The following is a 14444-nucleotide window of genomic DNA, read 5'->3' on the forward strand; positions in this document are numbered from 1 at the left end:
CATGCGCTATAATATATAGAACTTGATAGGAATAAATTTGCCATGACACAGACACTACAAACAAAAAACAATACGAAAAACGAAACCGCGCGTTTTAATATGATAGAACAGCAAATTCGCACGTGGGAAGTGCTAGACCCGGTGGTACTGGCCTTGCTGGACGAAGTGCCGAGAGAAGAGTTTGTTGCCGAATCTCAACAAGGCCTCGCTTTTGCTGATGTGGAACTACCCATTGGCCATGGCCAAACTATGCTTTCGCCTAAAATTGAAGGCAGAATCTTACAAGCGCTTAGTATTATAAAAACAGACAAAGTACTGTTAATCGGTACAGGTAGTGGCTATTTGACCGCGCTAATCGCCAAGCTTGCGGCACATGTGCATGCGGTAGAGATTATTCCTGAGTTATCCAGCCTTGCAAGTACGCGTTTGCAAAAACAAAATATTCACAACGTGACTTTGCATGTCGGAGATGCTGTGAACGGTTTTGCAGCTGAAGCGCCATACGATGTGATTGTATTTACCGGTTCTTTGCAACTACACCCAGCGACTGCAGAAAAAATGCTTAATATCGGTGGTCGTATGTTTGCTGTGGTGGGTGAATTACCGATTATGCAAGCGACTCTCACGCAACGGTTTAGCGAAGGCAGTCGCCGCAAAGAAACACTTTTTGAAACGTGCTTGCCGCCATTAGTTAATGCACCGCAAGCAGCAAAATTCGAGTTTTAATTAGAGAAACTTTATGCACAAGTTAAAGCATTTGCCCTTTGTGATCTCGCTAGCATGTATCGCTTTATCTGCTGCACAGCCAATATCAGCCGCAGAGATGGTTTTTGCCAAAAACTTGATATATGTTGCTGATTCTACTTCGGTTGAGCCATCGGCTAAATCAATCGGCGTTGTGCAAACTGCACAAGAGAAGCCGCAGACATTAGTTGATATTTACCACCAAGCAGTATCGCATGATCCAACTTTAGCATCTGCCTTAAGCGCTAACCAAGCGGCACAGGAGATTATTGAACAAGGTAAAGCGTTGTATCGCCCAAGTGTAAATTTTAACGCAGGTGCCAGCGCCTCGCGGACAGACATTCGCTATATAGGTGCGGGGATACTGCCAAACAGAGCTGCTGGCAGCGCAAGTTTTGAAGGGTATAGCTACGGAGTTGATGCGCGCCAGCCTATTTACCGCAAGCAGAACCTAGTGCAAATGGAGCAAACCAAAACGCAAGTAAGCCTGGCGGATAAACAATTGCATTTGAGCCAGCAAGCGCTTATTTTACGCACGACACAAAGTTATTTTGAAGTGTTGATTGCACAAGATAAAATTGATTTGCTGACAGCGCAAAAATTAGCCATTTCAAGCCAGTTAGAGCAAGCAAATGCAAACTTTGAGGTAGGTACCACCACGATAACCGACGTGAATGAAGCGCAGGCAAGGTATGATTTAATCGTGGCGCAAGAAATAGCTGCAGTAAATGAGCATCAAATTGCTAAACATGCTGTGCAAGCAATCACAGGAGAAACGCCGCAAAAATTAGCGACTGTAAAAGCGGATATTAAAACGAATACACTCGACCAAAGTATGGATAAATGGGTAGAAGTAGCCACGCAAAATAATTTGAATATACAAATTCAGCAAGATTCGCTTAAGTTGTCAGAGCAAGAAATTGAACGGTCCAAAGCTGGGCATTTACCAACTTTAGATGCAGTGGCCAGCTATACAGATACCTATGCAAATGGAAGTGCAAATGGTTTTGGTGGTAGCGATCTTAAAAATGGCACGATTGGTTTGCAGCTGCAAATTCCGCTGTATCATGGAGGGGCGACCAGTTCACTTATCAGGCAAGCCGTGCTTAATAAACAAAAAGCACAAGATGATGTGCAAATTGCACGTAGTCAGGCGGAACTGGAAATCCAGCGCGCTTATCTTAATTTAAGTAGCAGCATTGCACAGGTAAAAGCCTTTGAACAAGCCTTAATCAGCAGCCAAAGCCAAGTAGAGTCTACCAAATTAGGCTATGAAGTTGGTGTGCGTACCAGTGTTGACGTGTTAAATGCACAGCAGCAATTTTTCAGCGCTAAGCGTGATTTATTGCAAGCACGCTACAACTATCTGGTGAATATCATTCGTTTAAAAGCAGCTTCTGGTGTCTTAGCAGAGTCCGATTTAGCTGATATCAATCAGCAATTAGTGTTAAGTGATGCACGCTAACTTGAAGGCACGGGCTGGTTTAAGCCAGCTAATTATTGTTGATATGCAAACGCGGCTAATCGCCGCTATGCCACAAGAGGCTTTGCAAGCCACTATTAAAAATGCAGGTATTTTGGCGCAAGCAGCGAGCCTGTTAGAAGTGCCGACCATCATCACGGAACAGTATCCAAAAGGTTTAGGTAACACAGTGCCTGAATTGCAAGCGATATTACCCAGCATCAAGCCCGTAGAAAAAATCTGTTTTTCATGTTTAGCAGAGCCTAAATTCAACCGTCAATTGACCAGCGACCATACGCAAATGGTACTTGTAGGTATGGAAGCGCATATTTGTATTTTGCAAACGGCACTGGATTTAATTGGCGCAGGTAAACAGGTATTCGTAGCTGAAGACGCCATCATTTCACGCAATCCAGCCAATAAAGCTAATGCCTTGGCACGATTACGCGATGCCGGCTGTATTGTCAGCAACACAGAGTCTATTGTGTTTGAATGGCTAGGTAAAGCCGAAGGTGATGCATTTAAGGCCATTAGTAAACTTATCCGCTAATTCATTAAGCATATTTATGAACTGGAAAGTGCTGTTATTTATTGGCTTGATTAGTTATGGTGCTTTTCATCATTATCAAAATCGGCCGGTGATTCACGGTGTAGGTGAAACGGCCTCTAGTGAACCCAGTCAAACTAATACGCGTGCCGCAGATATTCAGCTTAATGGTTTTACTCTCACTCCGCTTGCGGAATACTCGATTAAAGCGAGAGTATTGTCCAAAGAGGATTACTCTATGGGCACTGAGGCAACATTATCGCCTACCGATTTAGCGTTAGGCTGGGGGCCAATGTCAGACGAAGCGATACTGAGTAAAATAGACATTTCGCAGAGTAACCGCTTCTTTTATTGGCATGTAGATGCTTTTCCAATTCCGCAGCGTGAAATTGAAATACACGCAGCAAATACACATATTATCCCGGCAAACGATACTGTTAAGCGTCAGCTCAGCAAGGTAAGGCTCGGGCAAACTGTGCATATAAAAGGTCAGTTGGTCGAGGCTAAAAGAGCTGATGGCTGGCATTGGCGTAGTTCACTTACACGTGAAGACACTGGTGCGGGAGCTTGTGAGTTAATGTACGTTAGCGAATTAAGTGTGATTTAGCATGGCTGGCAATTTACAGTACTAATTGCAGTACTAAAAATTGGCGGCAATGATTTCTAAAGTAGCCTGCGTCGCTCCTTGTGATGCCTCGCACAAAGCTAATCCTGCCGCACCCATTTCAGCTTGTTTCTGCGGGTTTTCTACCAAAGCTTGAATGGCCTGTTTAATGGTTTGTGCGTCTTTTACCTGCCAGGCGGCGCATTGCGCTATAGCAAGCTCCGAAACCTCTTTAAAGTTAAACGTATGCTCGCCAATCAACACTGGTTTGCCCATACGCATCGCCTCTATTAGGTTTTGTCCGCCATATGGCAACAAACTGCCACCAACTAGGCAAATATCAGCGCTGGCATAGTAGCTAAATAACTCACCCATACTATCGCCTAAAATAAACTGGGTTTCAGCATCAACAGTTTGATTCAGTGTGGAACGTCTTTGATAAGATAAGCTGCGCTGTTGCAGCAGTGCTTCAATTTCATTAAAGCGTTGCGGGTGACGCGGCACAATCACTGTGAGTAATTTTGGCATTTGCAAAGCGGCAACGGCGTCTAAAATGATGGCCTCCTCCCCTTCGCGGGTGCTGGCCGCAAGAAATACGGGGCGTTGTATGCCAAATAAACTACGTAAATGCTGGCCTTGTTTTATTGCATCTTCTGGGGGTTGCACTTCAAATTTTAAATTTCCAACAACGCTTACATTCTTTGCGCCCAAGTCTTTTAAACGCTCGGCATCTTGTGTGGTTTGTGCGGCAATGGCAGATAAGTTTTGCAAACCCTCGCTCATTAAATGTCCAAGTTTGGCGTAACCGCGGGCGGATCTTTCTGAAAGTCTTGCATTCACCAGCAATAATGGAACATTTTTTTGTTTGCAGCCCGCCATCAAGTTAAACCAAAGTTCGGTTTCCATCAGTACTCCAATAATAGGGTTGAAGTGCTTTAAAAAACCCTTAACTGCAAAAGGCAGGTCATAAGGCAAGTAAACTCTTTGTACACTATCAGCAAATAGCTGTTCACTCGTAGCGCGCCCAGTGGGCGTGGTATGGCTGAGTAACACCTGATGATTGGGATATTGTTGAAGCAGTGCATTGACTAAAGGTGCTGCCGCGCGAGTTTCGCCTACTGAAACACAATGTAGCCATATCACAGGCTTGTTTGTCGGTAATGAATAAAAGCCAAAGCGTTCACGCCAGTGTTTTAGATATTCAGGCTGCCTAATTCCGCGCCAGAGTAATTTAAGTGGTACAAATGGCAACACCAAGTAAAGTAATAGCGAATAGAAAAAACGATTCATGACGCATTTTCTCACAAAATTAGTATTGTTGTTTTTACCTATTTAGGTGCATGCATAAACAATCAACTTTTGCGAGAAATTTATTTTTGTATTCAAACTACAGGGTAAGTGATTGCTTACCCTATCTCAATGCAAATACTGGCCTCATTTTTAAAAAATACACGCCAAAATGGTGCAAAGATGAATGCAAAAATAGTGTTGACGTACACAAAATAAAGGCATAAATTGCTGTTCCAGGCACAACATATTGTGTTTAGGCGTTATATTTTCTAGAAGAATAATAGTTTTTAATTAAAAATCACGGGCTTAGCGCAGAAATCTACTTTGTTAGCGCATAAGTCTAAAGTTGAGGAGAGGCATCTATGCTAAAAGCAGTTGAATCAGCAACCAAATCACAGTCAGGTTCAGAAAAAGAAATTCCAATTCAACCTGTGTCGCTAGACATCTGGGATAAAAAATATCGCTTAAAAACCAAAACGGGTGAGCATGTTGATGCTGACATTGACGCTTCTTATGCGCGAGTTGCACGTGCTTTAGCAGATGTAGAAACAACGGAAGAAAAACGTGTCGAGTGGCATGAGAAATTTCTGTGGGCGTTGCGCCGCGGTGCCATACCAGCGGGTCGCATCACTTCTAATGCGGGCGCTTTAGAGCACAAGCCAGCCACTTCTACTATTAACTGTACCGTTTCAGGTGTTATATCTGACAGTATGGATGATATTTTGGGCAAAGTGCATGAAGCTGGTTTAACGCTAAAAGCGGGCTGTGGTATTGGTTACGAATTCTCTACTTTACGTCCAAAAGGTGCGTTTGTAGCAGGTGCTGGCGCTTACACAAGCGGCCCGCTGTCGTTTATGGATATTTACGACAAAATGTGTTTCACTGTATCAAGTGCGGGTGGTCGTCGTGGTGCGCAAATGGCAACCTTTGATATTTCTCATCCAGACGTGACAGATTTTATTAAAGCAAAACGTGAAAATGGCCGTTTACGCCAATTCAACTTGTCATGCCTGATTACCAAAGAGTTCATGGAAGCGGTAAAAGCAGACGCTGAGTGGAAATTAGCTTTTCCCGTCACTGAAAAAGAAGCGATTATTGATGGCTTAAACGTGAATGATATCGCGCAGGTGGTTTGGCGCGAGTGGCCAATCAAAGGTAAATACCTCACTAAAACAGATGGCGTTGATGCAGGCAAAGTAGCCTGTCGTGTGTATAAAACCATCAAAGCACGCCGCTTGTGGGATGTCATTATGTCCAGCACTTACGATTTTGCTGAACCAGGATTTATCTTGATTGACCGCGTGAATGAAATGAACAACAACTGGTTCTGCGAAAACATTCGCACCACCAACCCATGCGGTGAACAACCTTTGCCGCCTTATGGCGCTTGTTTGTTAGGCTCTGTGAATTTAACGCGTTTTGTGAAAAAGCCATTCACTGACGAAGCTTACTTTGACTGGAAAGAATACCGCGAAGTAGTAGCGATTTTTACCCGCATGTTAGATAACGTGGTTGAAATCAACGGCCTGCCATTACAACAACAACGCGATGAAATCATGCGCAAACGTCGTCACGGCATGGGCTATTTAGGCTTGGGTTCCAGCCTTACCATGATGAAAATGAAATACGGTGAGGAAGAGTCACTTAAATTCACCGATGAAGTCACTCGCGTGATGGCAGAAGAAGGCTGGAATGTCGGCGTGCAACTGGCTGAAGAAAAGGGCCCGGCACCTATCATGGATGAGAAGTTTGAAGTTACGGCTGATATGTTAGCCAAGCGCCCGGAAATGGCGGCAGATGGCATTAAAGTAGGTCAAAAAATCGCTGGTAAAATATTGCTCGGTAAATACAGTCGCTATATGCAGCAGTTCCCAGAAGGTTTGCGTAACCAAATCGCCACCAAAGGCGCGCGTTTCTCACACCACAGCTCAATCGCACCAACTGGCACCATCTCACTTTCATTGGCAAACAATGCAAGTAATGGTATTGAGCCATCATTCGCGCACCACTATGCACGTAACGTGATTCGTGAAGGTAAAAAATCAAAAGAGAAAGTCGATGTATTCTCTTATGAATTGCTGGCCTACCGCGAATTGATTAACCCAAAAGCCATGCCGTTTAGCGATAAAGAAGATGAAAAATTACCAGATTACTTCTTAGATTCATCTACTATTCAAGCAAAAGCGCACGTGGATATTCAAGCTGCTTCACAAAAATGGATTGATAGCTCAATTTCAAAAACCATTAACGTGCCTACAGATTATGACTTTGAGGATTTCAAAAACATCTACCTTTATGCTTACGATAAAGGCTTAAAAGGCTGCACAACGTTTAGATTCAACCCGGAAGCGTTCCAAGGTGTGTTGGTGACTGAAAAAGACTTAGAAAACACCACCTATAAATTCACGCTAGAAGATGGCACAGAGCTGGAAGTTAAAGGCAATGAAGAGATTGAATACGATGGTGAAATTCACTCAGCCGCCAATCTTTATGATGCGCTTAAAGAAGGCTATTACGGGAAATTTTAGTTGTAGGAGCGATCTTTAAGATCGCAAAGCATTTAAAGGAAAATACGCGCAATAAATTGCGCTCCTACAAAAAAGGAGAATACAAATGACAGTTAAAATTGATAAGAAAATCGTTGGCTATACGCTAGTGAACGAAGAAGATAAAGCCAAAGCAGCGGCAAACCTGCAAGCACAAAAAGATGCTGCGAATAAAGTAGTGCAATTGGGTGAGCCGCTAAGCCGCCCAGATAAGTTGGTGGGTAATACTTACAAAATAAAAACGCCCGTGACCGAGCACGCACTTTACATCACCATTAACGACGTAATCATGAATGAAGACACGCCGCAAGAGCATCGCCGTCCGTTCGAGATATTCATCAACTCTAAAAACATGGAGCACTTTCAGTGGATAGTTGCTTTAACACGCGTTATGTCTGCCGTGTTCCGTAAAGGTGGCGACGTCACTTTCTTGGTTGAAGAGCTCAAAAGCGTCTTTGAACCAAGCGGTGGTTATTTCAAAAAAGGTGGAAAATTCGTACCAAGCTTAGTGGCTGAAATTGGTGAAGTGGTTGAGCAACACTTGCAAGAAATCGGCATGCTTAAAAAGCCGGGTTTAGATCATCACCAAAAAAAGCTGGTTGAAGAAAAGAAAGCAGAGTACCTAGAAAAGCACGCTAAAGCAGGCGAAGAAGTGACCGCAGAAGGCTTTCCAAAAGGCGCGCAGCTTTGCACTAAATGTAATACCAAAGCATCGATTGTGATGGATGGATGCCTCACTTGTTTAAATTGCGGTGAGAGTAAGTGTGGCTAGTTAGAGGTTTTATTTTTTTAATTCTTGGAAAATGTGCGACACCCCATAAGCGACTAGTTCTACCTCATAAGTCGCTAGCACCAACCGCATAAAGCACTAGTAAAAAGCCTGATAATTCAGGCTTTTTTTATTGTTGTGTATCTAATTAAGATTAGTTAATAGTCTTCTCTACGGCCCAAAGCGGACAGTCAGCGTTCGAAATAATGGCATACTTGGCTTGTTCCGCTGGATAGGTTAGGCATCAATGCGCGTAGGAGCGGCGTTGCCTTCTACGTAGATACAGAGGCCTGGATTGCCTTCTAGTGCTCGTCCAGTCTCAATGAGATCATATTTGTCCACAGTGTCAAGCGGGTCGGCTAGACCATCAGGCCACTTTGAGAATGCGTAGACGACCAGTGCTGAAGTCTTTTCAATTGGTGGTCGCCCATTTGGCGGATTGCCCCACCCTGAAAGTACGTTGGTTGTAGAGCTTGGGGGCTTTGAAGGCAAAGGTAGATTCGATGTCGCCAGTATTCTTCCTGCTCTTCGCAGATCAACCGATGAGTGGCGTCGGTGAGCTTTGACTTCAGTGACTTGTACCGCCGTATATGTCGCGCCGTGGTAAGCCAGTTTAGCCTATCAGGAGCAGGCGGCGAGACCTCCTGGCCGTTTCTAGAAAGGGTGTCATAGGCGCGCTCGAGAGAGCGTTGCGCCTGATCTAACAGCTTCTGGCTGGCTTGACTGCGAGCCGGAAAGTAAATCGCGGCGGCAGCCACCAATGCGGAGATGCCAGCAAAAATAGTGCTCCCGATTGAAGTCCAATCAGCGGGTGTCATGAATTCTCCTAATACTTAACGTTTGAATTAAGGATTAAATGTTTTTGCGTGCATAGTCAATCTTTCTGGGAAGCTCTTCCCAGAAGGTTGCGACAGTTTGAATGAGCTGGCGAAGCTGCTCCGAAGAAATAGAAACCGTTGGCAAATGTCTCTTATCCTTTGGGTCGTAGAAAAACTCTGGATAAGTTTTCATCGCAGCGTCAAATTTTTTACTTGGGCCATGCTTAAAAGCATTTACGACTATTCGAGCTCTGTTGAGCTCCTGCCAGTGCTCATCCTTCGCCGTTGCGTCGAAGGTGCTCATGAGTACTCTCTTTCCGTATTGAACAATGTTTTCTCCTTTGTTCAACGGCGGAATTTCTATGTCGGACCTACCCTTTTGTTCGATAAATAGCTCTTGTAACTGACGTTCCCACATATGGAAGGTTGATACAAAGCCAAGCACTCCCAGCTCTTGTTTTGCCCAGTTCTCTGCAATGTTTTCAAACCCCTCCTCTATGGACGATTCCCGCTTGGCTTCTTGCTTGATTATAGGAAAGAGCAGTGTAAAAAATAGTGTTTCTTGGTGGTACGCATGCACCGCCTTGATCGATAATCCATCGTATGGATAAGGGTAAGTTATCTTGGACATCTAACAGTTATTATGCAGTCGCATGCGTCCGTATAATAATATTGAAAATGTTGATTTTGGCATATTGTTTTTCTTTTTAAATCTTGAAGTTAGGGTTTGTTCTGTCCGTATAATAATAAATTGCATCTACGTACGCAACCCAATAGAGCTAATAGTGCATTTTTAAAGCAATACGGATTTTGAACGACAGTTTTGGGCTGGACGCTGTCATTAAATCAAGTCAGTGATTGAAAGTTATTAGTATTATTTTTGAGCATAGGCAGACCTTCTGAAATATTTTTAAAATGCAACAAAGTGAAACAAAAATAGTAATATACTTATTTATTTACGTTTCACTTTGTTGCATTTTTAATCTAAAGTGATACAATAGTCTTCCTTAAATAAGGATTCGTGAATGCCCAGAGTCGTAACCGATGATGAATTGCTTGCTGAAGTGCTAGCATTCGAAAAGACTGTAGGTAGCAGGTCAAAGTTGGCTATTAAATTAGGCATTGATCGCTCGACGTTTTGGCGGTTTTGCCGTACGGGTCGTGCAATTGATAAAACCCGGGAAGCGATACGTGAAGGGTTAATGCGCAACAAAAATGAAACAAATGGTAATTTTGGAAAAGTTAAAACTTCAATTGAAAATACTTTTGTAGATAACATACGAGAAGACATGCAATCACTGCGCTCTTTGTGCACAACTGTTTTAACAGTTTTGGATGGGTACGAGAAACTTTTAGCAAATGGTACGGCCAATAAGTAAAGTAGGAAATCTGCTTTTTATAGGTGGTGGAGGTGATTATGGCAACGAAAACTCAACAGGACAGGCAAGCTCTTGAGCGAACAATGAAGGCAATCATTGCGCGGTCCAAAAAGAGTAATCAACCACAGCTAATAGGGCTGGAGGAATCTGCTGTTCAATCAAAATCCATTTCAGTGGAAATACCAGAGCGTATAGCTGAACTTGTCTATGATATTCCGGCACAGAGACGGCTGGATGAGCTTGTCTTGAGCGAAGAGATTGTTAGCGAAGTTCAGGAATTTATTTTCGAATATTCTAATACTGCTTTACTGCGTTCCCATTCAATTGAACCTCGCCATACAGTGCTTTTAAAAGGGCCTCCAGGGAATGGAAAAACCAGTTTAGCCGAAGTATTTGCTACTGAATTGTCTTTGCCTTTGCTTTCCATAAGGTACGATGCGATTATAGATAGTTATTTAGGTGAAACTGCTAGCCGCCTAAAACGCTTAATGGATTTTGCAGAACAAATTCCATGCGTGCTTTTCTTTGATGAGTTTGATGCAGTTGGTAAAGAAAGAAGCGATGTACAGGAAACAGGCGAAATCAAACGAGTAGTTAGCTCATTGCTTGTTCAAATGGATCGTTTGCCATCACATACCATTGTTGTGTGTGCAACCAATCATCCAGAACTTTTAGACCGTGCAGTTTGGCGTCGTTTTGAATTAAAATTGGAAATAAATCCACCTGATCATTTCCAACTTGTGAAGTGGTTTGGTAATTTTAAGAAATCCATGGGTAAAGCAAGTGTCGGTATTACAGCTGATGACTTTGCCAAATACATGGAAGGTGAAACAATGGCTGGCGTTGAGTCGTTTATTTTGGATGTTCGGCGTAAAATAATTCTATCGAAGGGGAAACTAAGTGCCTCCGAGGCGATAAAAAGTGTTCTGGGTAGATTGAAGAAAACAATAATTACTAATAATCCTGAGGAATCTCAGTCTCATGGCAACTCAACATCCAATCGTGCGAATCGCACGAGATCAGGTAGCAAAAAAACGAATTAAGGGGCAGAAACCACACTTCCCCAAAGCCATTGGGTACCAAAGGCAAAGGGAGCGATTATCAAAAACCTTTGATGATGCAGCGAAATCAATCGCTGATTGGGAAAAAGGTGCTCAAATTAGCGTAGACCCACGAGCTGTCGTTCCTGAGCGAGCGCTTGTTTTTGATTTATTGGGTCCAGTTGCAGAATTTCAGTTGGCCGCACAAGCCCTTGGCCTAGAATGGCTGATCAGTGAATCATCAGAAGAAGATGATGGTGCCGCCGATGATGAACTTCAAGGTCAAACCATCTACGTAACGATGCCCAGTGAAGCGGGACTTTATAAACTCTTAGCGATGTGGAATCGCTACAAAAAGCCTCTTTCTCCGGAAAAGCACGAAAGACCATTCTGGAAAATCTTCGAATACCTTTGTGACCTCAGAGTATGGTCTGTTCAAGACCGGATTGACCCTAGTGTCACGAATTTCATCAATAAACTCCTGGATGCGCAACCTGACCGCGTAGTGCAGGTTGAGTTGGATTTCTGGTACCGCAACGCTAAGGAGCGACGAGATAGTGCAATCAAGACATTGCTGACCATGCTCGATGAAGTGGGAGGCACATTAATAGACCTGGTTGAAATTGATGGAATCAGATATCAAGGTGCACTAATCGCAATTCCAGCGAAAGTCGCGAAGGAACTAGCTGGACGTGATGGTAAATTGGGAAGCTTGGATGAGATTATGACTATCCGTCCCCAGTCGGAATATGCTGATACTACGCAAGAGGATGAAATCGTTGAAGCCGGGACAGGTTTTGATTTCAGCACTACATTACCAACTGGACCTTGCATTACAGGCGTCCTAGATGGCTATCCAATTGTGAATCATGACTCTTTGGCTGGTCGAGTTATCGTAGAGGAAGTAGACATCGATAGTGCTCAAGTGCCTGCGTTAAACAGGGAGCATGGTACAGCTATGGCATCCATGATTTTGCATGGTGACATGGAAGTGTCACCACCACCGTCAATCACCCGGCCAATTGCAGCTTTTCCAATTTTATCTAAAAGTAAAAATGGTGAAGGTATCCCTACAAACAAACTTGCAATTGGTATTGTATTCAGAGCACTTTCAAGAGTGGTTGAACTCTCAAATGGAGATGGACCACTGAAAGATATTACGGTCATTAATCACTCTATATGTGATACGAATGCACCGTTTGTCCGCAGGCCTTCCCCATGGGCAATGTTACTAGATTATTTCAGTCACCATCATCGACTGCTGTTCGTGATTAGTGCAGGGAATATTTATACCAAGTTTCCAGTGACTGACTATGCGACCAATGCAGATTTTGCAGCAGCAGCCCCAGATGAAAGGGAGGCTAGTATATTACTAGCCGTAGAAAAGTCGAAAGGGACTCGTTCAATTTTAAGCCCGGCAGAATCGGTTAATTCTATCACCGTCGGCGCATTACATCATGAGGCGAATACTAACCTGCCGGGTACCGCTACAGACCCCTATCCAACTGTTGTAATGACGAACTTAGTGTCCTCAGTAGGCTTTGGTGTAAATCGAAGCATCAAACCCGATGTAGTCGAGCAAGGCGGACGGTTTGCAGTGCGAGGATCAAATCATAGAGATGGTTATGTTGAAGTTCATCCTCATACAGCCACAGACTTAGGCCAAGTGAGTGCATGTCCTTCGAAAACCGGTAACTTACAGGCAACGAGAAGGACCGCGGGTACCAGTAATGCCACCGCACTAGTAACGCGCTCTTGTAACTTGATCGCTGATGCCTTAGACGAAGTTTTTGAAAATGACGGTGAGCGCTGGTTAGACCTGCAAACACGAGTTCCTATGCTAAAAGCACTACTTACCCATAGTTGTCATTGGGGGGATGTTGGGGAGATTCTTGAAGAAGCATTCCCACCGCAAGGACGGTATACATGGTTCAAGAGGCGCGATACTATTGCCAAGTTTTTAGGCTATGGAAAACCTCAAATCGATGAAATCCTATCCGGAACTACAAGAAGGATCACTTTGTTGGCTGAAGACACGATTAAATCGGACCAACGCCACGAGTATACGATTCCAATTCCTCAATCCATGTTCAAATCACGTGAAATCAGGAAAGTTAAAATCACGCTGACTTGGACTGTCCCTGTTTTGACAGGGATGGCTGACTATCGGGGCATCGCACTTAAAATAGTTGATGCAGAAGGTAAATCTGAGTTTTGGAAAGGTTGTGACCGAGGTGATATTTTGCAACCAAATGGCAAGACCACGGCTAGAGGCACAATTATGCATTTGCTGCTGGAAGGCAAAACAGCACAGAAACTTAAGGATGATAATAAAAATCTGACCATTGGTGTACAAGCACGCGCATTACATGGTTCGTTAGAACATGTGGCTGTTCCTTATGCTTTAGCAATTTCAATTGAGGTGGGGCAGTCAATTACTGCAAATATTTATCAAGAAGTAAAAGGCGCGGTGAGAGTGCCGCAACGCATCAGACAGCGTGAACGTGTGGGAGGATCATAATGGCTTTATTTGATAGCGCAAATTCTTTAGGTAGTCAGTCAAATGAAGATATTGCTGAATATTTAACTTTAATCAATGACACTGTTGCAGCACAAGACTTCATTGGGGCAAATGTCGCCGGACAAGGTGGACTTTTCTCCACTAAAGCGTGGAAGCATAATGGATCAGTATTTGGATTTATCAATGACATACCAGATCCTACCACTGGGCTTTGCTTGATTCAAAATGCAAGTGCAATACAACCTGACGCAAGCTTAATAGGGCAATCAATAAAAATATCTTTGGATTGTTTTTATGTGCACTCATATCCTGGTTTTGGTGCACATAATGTCTTGTTTGATTTTGGTGGTAAGAGCCAAATCAATGCGGCTTTAGAAGATATTAGACATCCTTTAAAATTTCGAATTAACGATCAGGCAAACGCAAGCGTAAGTGGCACGCCTATTTTCCTAGGGCTGAATGTTAGTCAAAATGGCGTTTCCTTTGAAGGAAGAACCATTAATGTTGATAGTAGTGATGACCAGCAAATAATAGCCTTGTTCGAGTCAAGTGTTTTCAAAACTGGCTTAACCTTAATTAACACAGCTTGTAGCGCGTCAACTATCTTGTCCAGTTCAGCGACAATTATCTTGTCTAGTTGACGCTGAGATTTTTACTACTGTTTTTGCATAGATGATTTTCTTCGGTAGCTGCCTCCTTCACACTGAATGATGGTGGCATGATG

13 protein-coding genes are annotated in these 14444 nt (G+C 43.5%); 10 read left to right on the forward strand and 3 right to left on the reverse strand.

Going from position 1 to position 14444, the window contains the following annotated elements; genetic code table 11:
• Positions 1-42: 42 nt before the first annotated feature.
• From Q8J82_RS13195 to Q8J82_RS13210, 4 genes are read left to right on the forward strand one after another with little or no spacing between them, the layout of a single operon-like run.
• Entirely contained in the window at positions 43-726 is a 684-nt protein-coding gene (locus Q8J82_RS13195) for a protein-L-isoaspartate O-methyltransferase (RefSeq protein WP_305328465.1), read from the forward strand.
• 13 nt (positions 727-739) lie between these two features.
• The gene (locus Q8J82_RS13200; RefSeq protein WP_305328466.1) at positions 740-2209 is read left to right on the forward strand and encodes a TolC family outer membrane protein; all 1470 of its coding nucleotides are present in this window, start codon (positions 740-742) and stop codon (positions 2207-2209) included.
• Entirely contained in the window at positions 2199-2756 is a 558-nt protein-coding gene (locus Q8J82_RS13205; protein WP_305328467.1) for a hydrolase, read from the forward strand. The genes Q8J82_RS13200 and Q8J82_RS13205 overlap by 11 nt, the downstream gene beginning before the upstream one ends.
• Before the next feature lie 16 nt (positions 2757-2772).
• Complete coding sequence (locus tag Q8J82_RS13210) at positions 2773-3360, forward strand: hypothetical protein (protein WP_304890207.1); 588 nt, start codon at positions 2773-2775, stop codon at positions 3358-3360.
• A 33-nt stretch (positions 3361-3393) separates the two neighbouring features.
• Here the strand turns inward: Q8J82_RS13210 and waaA are convergent, their stop codons facing one another.
• Positions 3394-4647, reverse strand: coding sequence for a lipid IV(A) 3-deoxy-D-manno-octulosonic acid transferase (gene waaA, locus Q8J82_RS13215; protein ID WP_304908027.1), 1254 nt, complete (start codon positions 4645-4647; stop codon positions 3394-3396).
• 362 nt (positions 4648-5009) lie between these two features.
• On the opposite strand from waaA, the gene Q8J82_RS13220 reads away from it, so the two are divergent.
• Positions 5010-7175 (forward strand): adenosylcobalamin-dependent ribonucleoside-diphosphate reductase, encoded by a 2166-nt coding sequence (locus tag Q8J82_RS13220; RefSeq protein ID WP_304908028.1) that lies wholly within the window; start codon positions 5010-5012, stop codon positions 7173-7175.
• 85 nt (positions 7176-7260) lie between these two features.
• Entirely contained in the window at positions 7261-7965 is a 705-nt protein-coding gene (locus Q8J82_RS13225) for an NrdJb (protein WP_304890204.1), read from the forward strand.
• A 234-nt stretch (positions 7966-8199) separates the two neighbouring features.
• Here Q8J82_RS13225 and Q8J82_RS13230 read toward each other — a convergent pair whose 3' ends face one another.
• Both Q8J82_RS13230 and Q8J82_RS13235 read right to left on the reverse strand, forming a co-directional pair.
• Complete coding sequence (locus tag Q8J82_RS13230) at positions 8200-8454, reverse strand: hypothetical protein (protein WP_304908103.1); 255 nt, start codon at positions 8452-8454, stop codon at positions 8200-8202.
• A 360-nt stretch (positions 8455-8814) separates the two neighbouring features.
• Positions 8815-9411, reverse strand: a complete 597-nt coding sequence (locus tag Q8J82_RS13235; RefSeq protein ID WP_304908102.1) for a hypothetical protein — start codon at positions 9409-9411, stop codon at positions 8815-8817.
• Positions 9412-9805: 394 nt separating this feature from the next.
• Here Q8J82_RS13235 and Q8J82_RS13240 point away from each other — a divergent pair, with 394 nt between their 5' ends.
• From Q8J82_RS13240 to Q8J82_RS13255, 4 genes are read left to right on the forward strand one after another with little or no spacing between them, the layout of a single operon-like run.
• On the forward strand, positions 9806-10159 hold the full coding sequence (locus Q8J82_RS13240) for a hypothetical protein (protein WP_304908101.1): 354 nt from the start codon (positions 9806-9808) through the stop codon (positions 10157-10159).
• Positions 10160-10197: 38 nt separating this feature from the next.
• The gene (locus tag Q8J82_RS13245; protein ID WP_304908100.1) at positions 10198-11202 is read left to right on the forward strand and encodes an AAA family ATPase; all 1005 of its coding nucleotides are present in this window, start codon (positions 10198-10200) and stop codon (positions 11200-11202) included.
• Positions 11141-13720, forward strand: coding sequence for a S8 family peptidase (locus Q8J82_RS13250; RefSeq protein WP_304908099.1), 2580 nt, complete (start codon positions 11141-11143; stop codon positions 13718-13720). The genes Q8J82_RS13245 and Q8J82_RS13250 overlap by 62 nt, the downstream gene beginning before the upstream one ends.
• Positions 13720-14361 (forward strand): hypothetical protein, encoded by a 642-nt coding sequence (locus tag Q8J82_RS13255; protein ID WP_305328468.1) that lies wholly within the window; start codon positions 13720-13722, stop codon positions 14359-14361. The genes Q8J82_RS13250 and Q8J82_RS13255 overlap by 1 nt, the downstream gene beginning before the upstream one ends.
• The last annotated feature ends 83 nt before the right edge of the window (positions 14362-14444 follow it).

The sequence above is a fragment of the Methylotenera sp. genome (genome assembly GCF_030684185.1).
Lineage (GTDB): Bacteria > Pseudomonadota > Gammaproteobacteria > Burkholderiales > Methylophilaceae > Methylotenera.

Excerpts from the sequence above, each read along its gene's own strand:
- Q8J82_RS13195 (WP_305328465.1), top strand. The coding sequence starts at position 43 with ATGACACAGACACTACAAACAAAAAACAATACGAAAAACGAAACCGCG.
- Q8J82_RS13200 (WP_305328466.1), top strand. The coding sequence starts at position 740 with ATGCACAAGTTAAAGCATTTGCCCTTTGTGATCTCGCTAGCATGTATC.
- Q8J82_RS13205 (WP_305328467.1), top strand. The coding sequence starts at position 2,199 with ATGCACGCTAACTTGAAGGCACGGGCTGGTTTAAGCCAGCTAATTATT.
- Q8J82_RS13210 (WP_304890207.1), top strand. The coding sequence starts at position 2,773 with ATGAACTGGAAAGTGCTGTTATTTATTGGCTTGATTAGTTATGGTGCT.
- waaA (WP_304908027.1), bottom strand. The coding sequence starts at position 4,647 with ATGAATCGTTTTTTCTATTCGCTATTACTTTACTTGGTGTTGCCATTT.
- Q8J82_RS13220 (WP_304908028.1), top strand. The coding sequence starts at position 5,010 with ATGCTAAAAGCAGTTGAATCAGCAACCAAATCACAGTCAGGTTCAGAA.
- Q8J82_RS13225 (WP_304890204.1), top strand. The coding sequence starts at position 7,261 with ATGACAGTTAAAATTGATAAGAAAATCGTTGGCTATACGCTAGTGAAC.
- Q8J82_RS13235 (WP_304908102.1), bottom strand. The coding sequence starts at position 9,411 with ATGTCCAAGATAACTTACCCTTATCCATACGATGGATTATCGATCAAG.
- Q8J82_RS13240 (WP_304908101.1), top strand. The coding sequence starts at position 9,806 with ATGCCCAGAGTCGTAACCGATGATGAATTGCTTGCTGAAGTGCTAGCA.
- Q8J82_RS13245 (WP_304908100.1), top strand. The coding sequence starts at position 10,198 with ATGGCAACGAAAACTCAACAGGACAGGCAAGCTCTTGAGCGAACAATG.
- Q8J82_RS13250 (WP_304908099.1), top strand. The coding sequence starts at position 11,141 with ATGGCAACTCAACATCCAATCGTGCGAATCGCACGAGATCAGGTAGCA.
- Q8J82_RS13255 (WP_305328468.1), top strand. The coding sequence starts at position 13,720 with ATGGCTTTATTTGATAGCGCAAATTCTTTAGGTAGTCAGTCAAATGAA.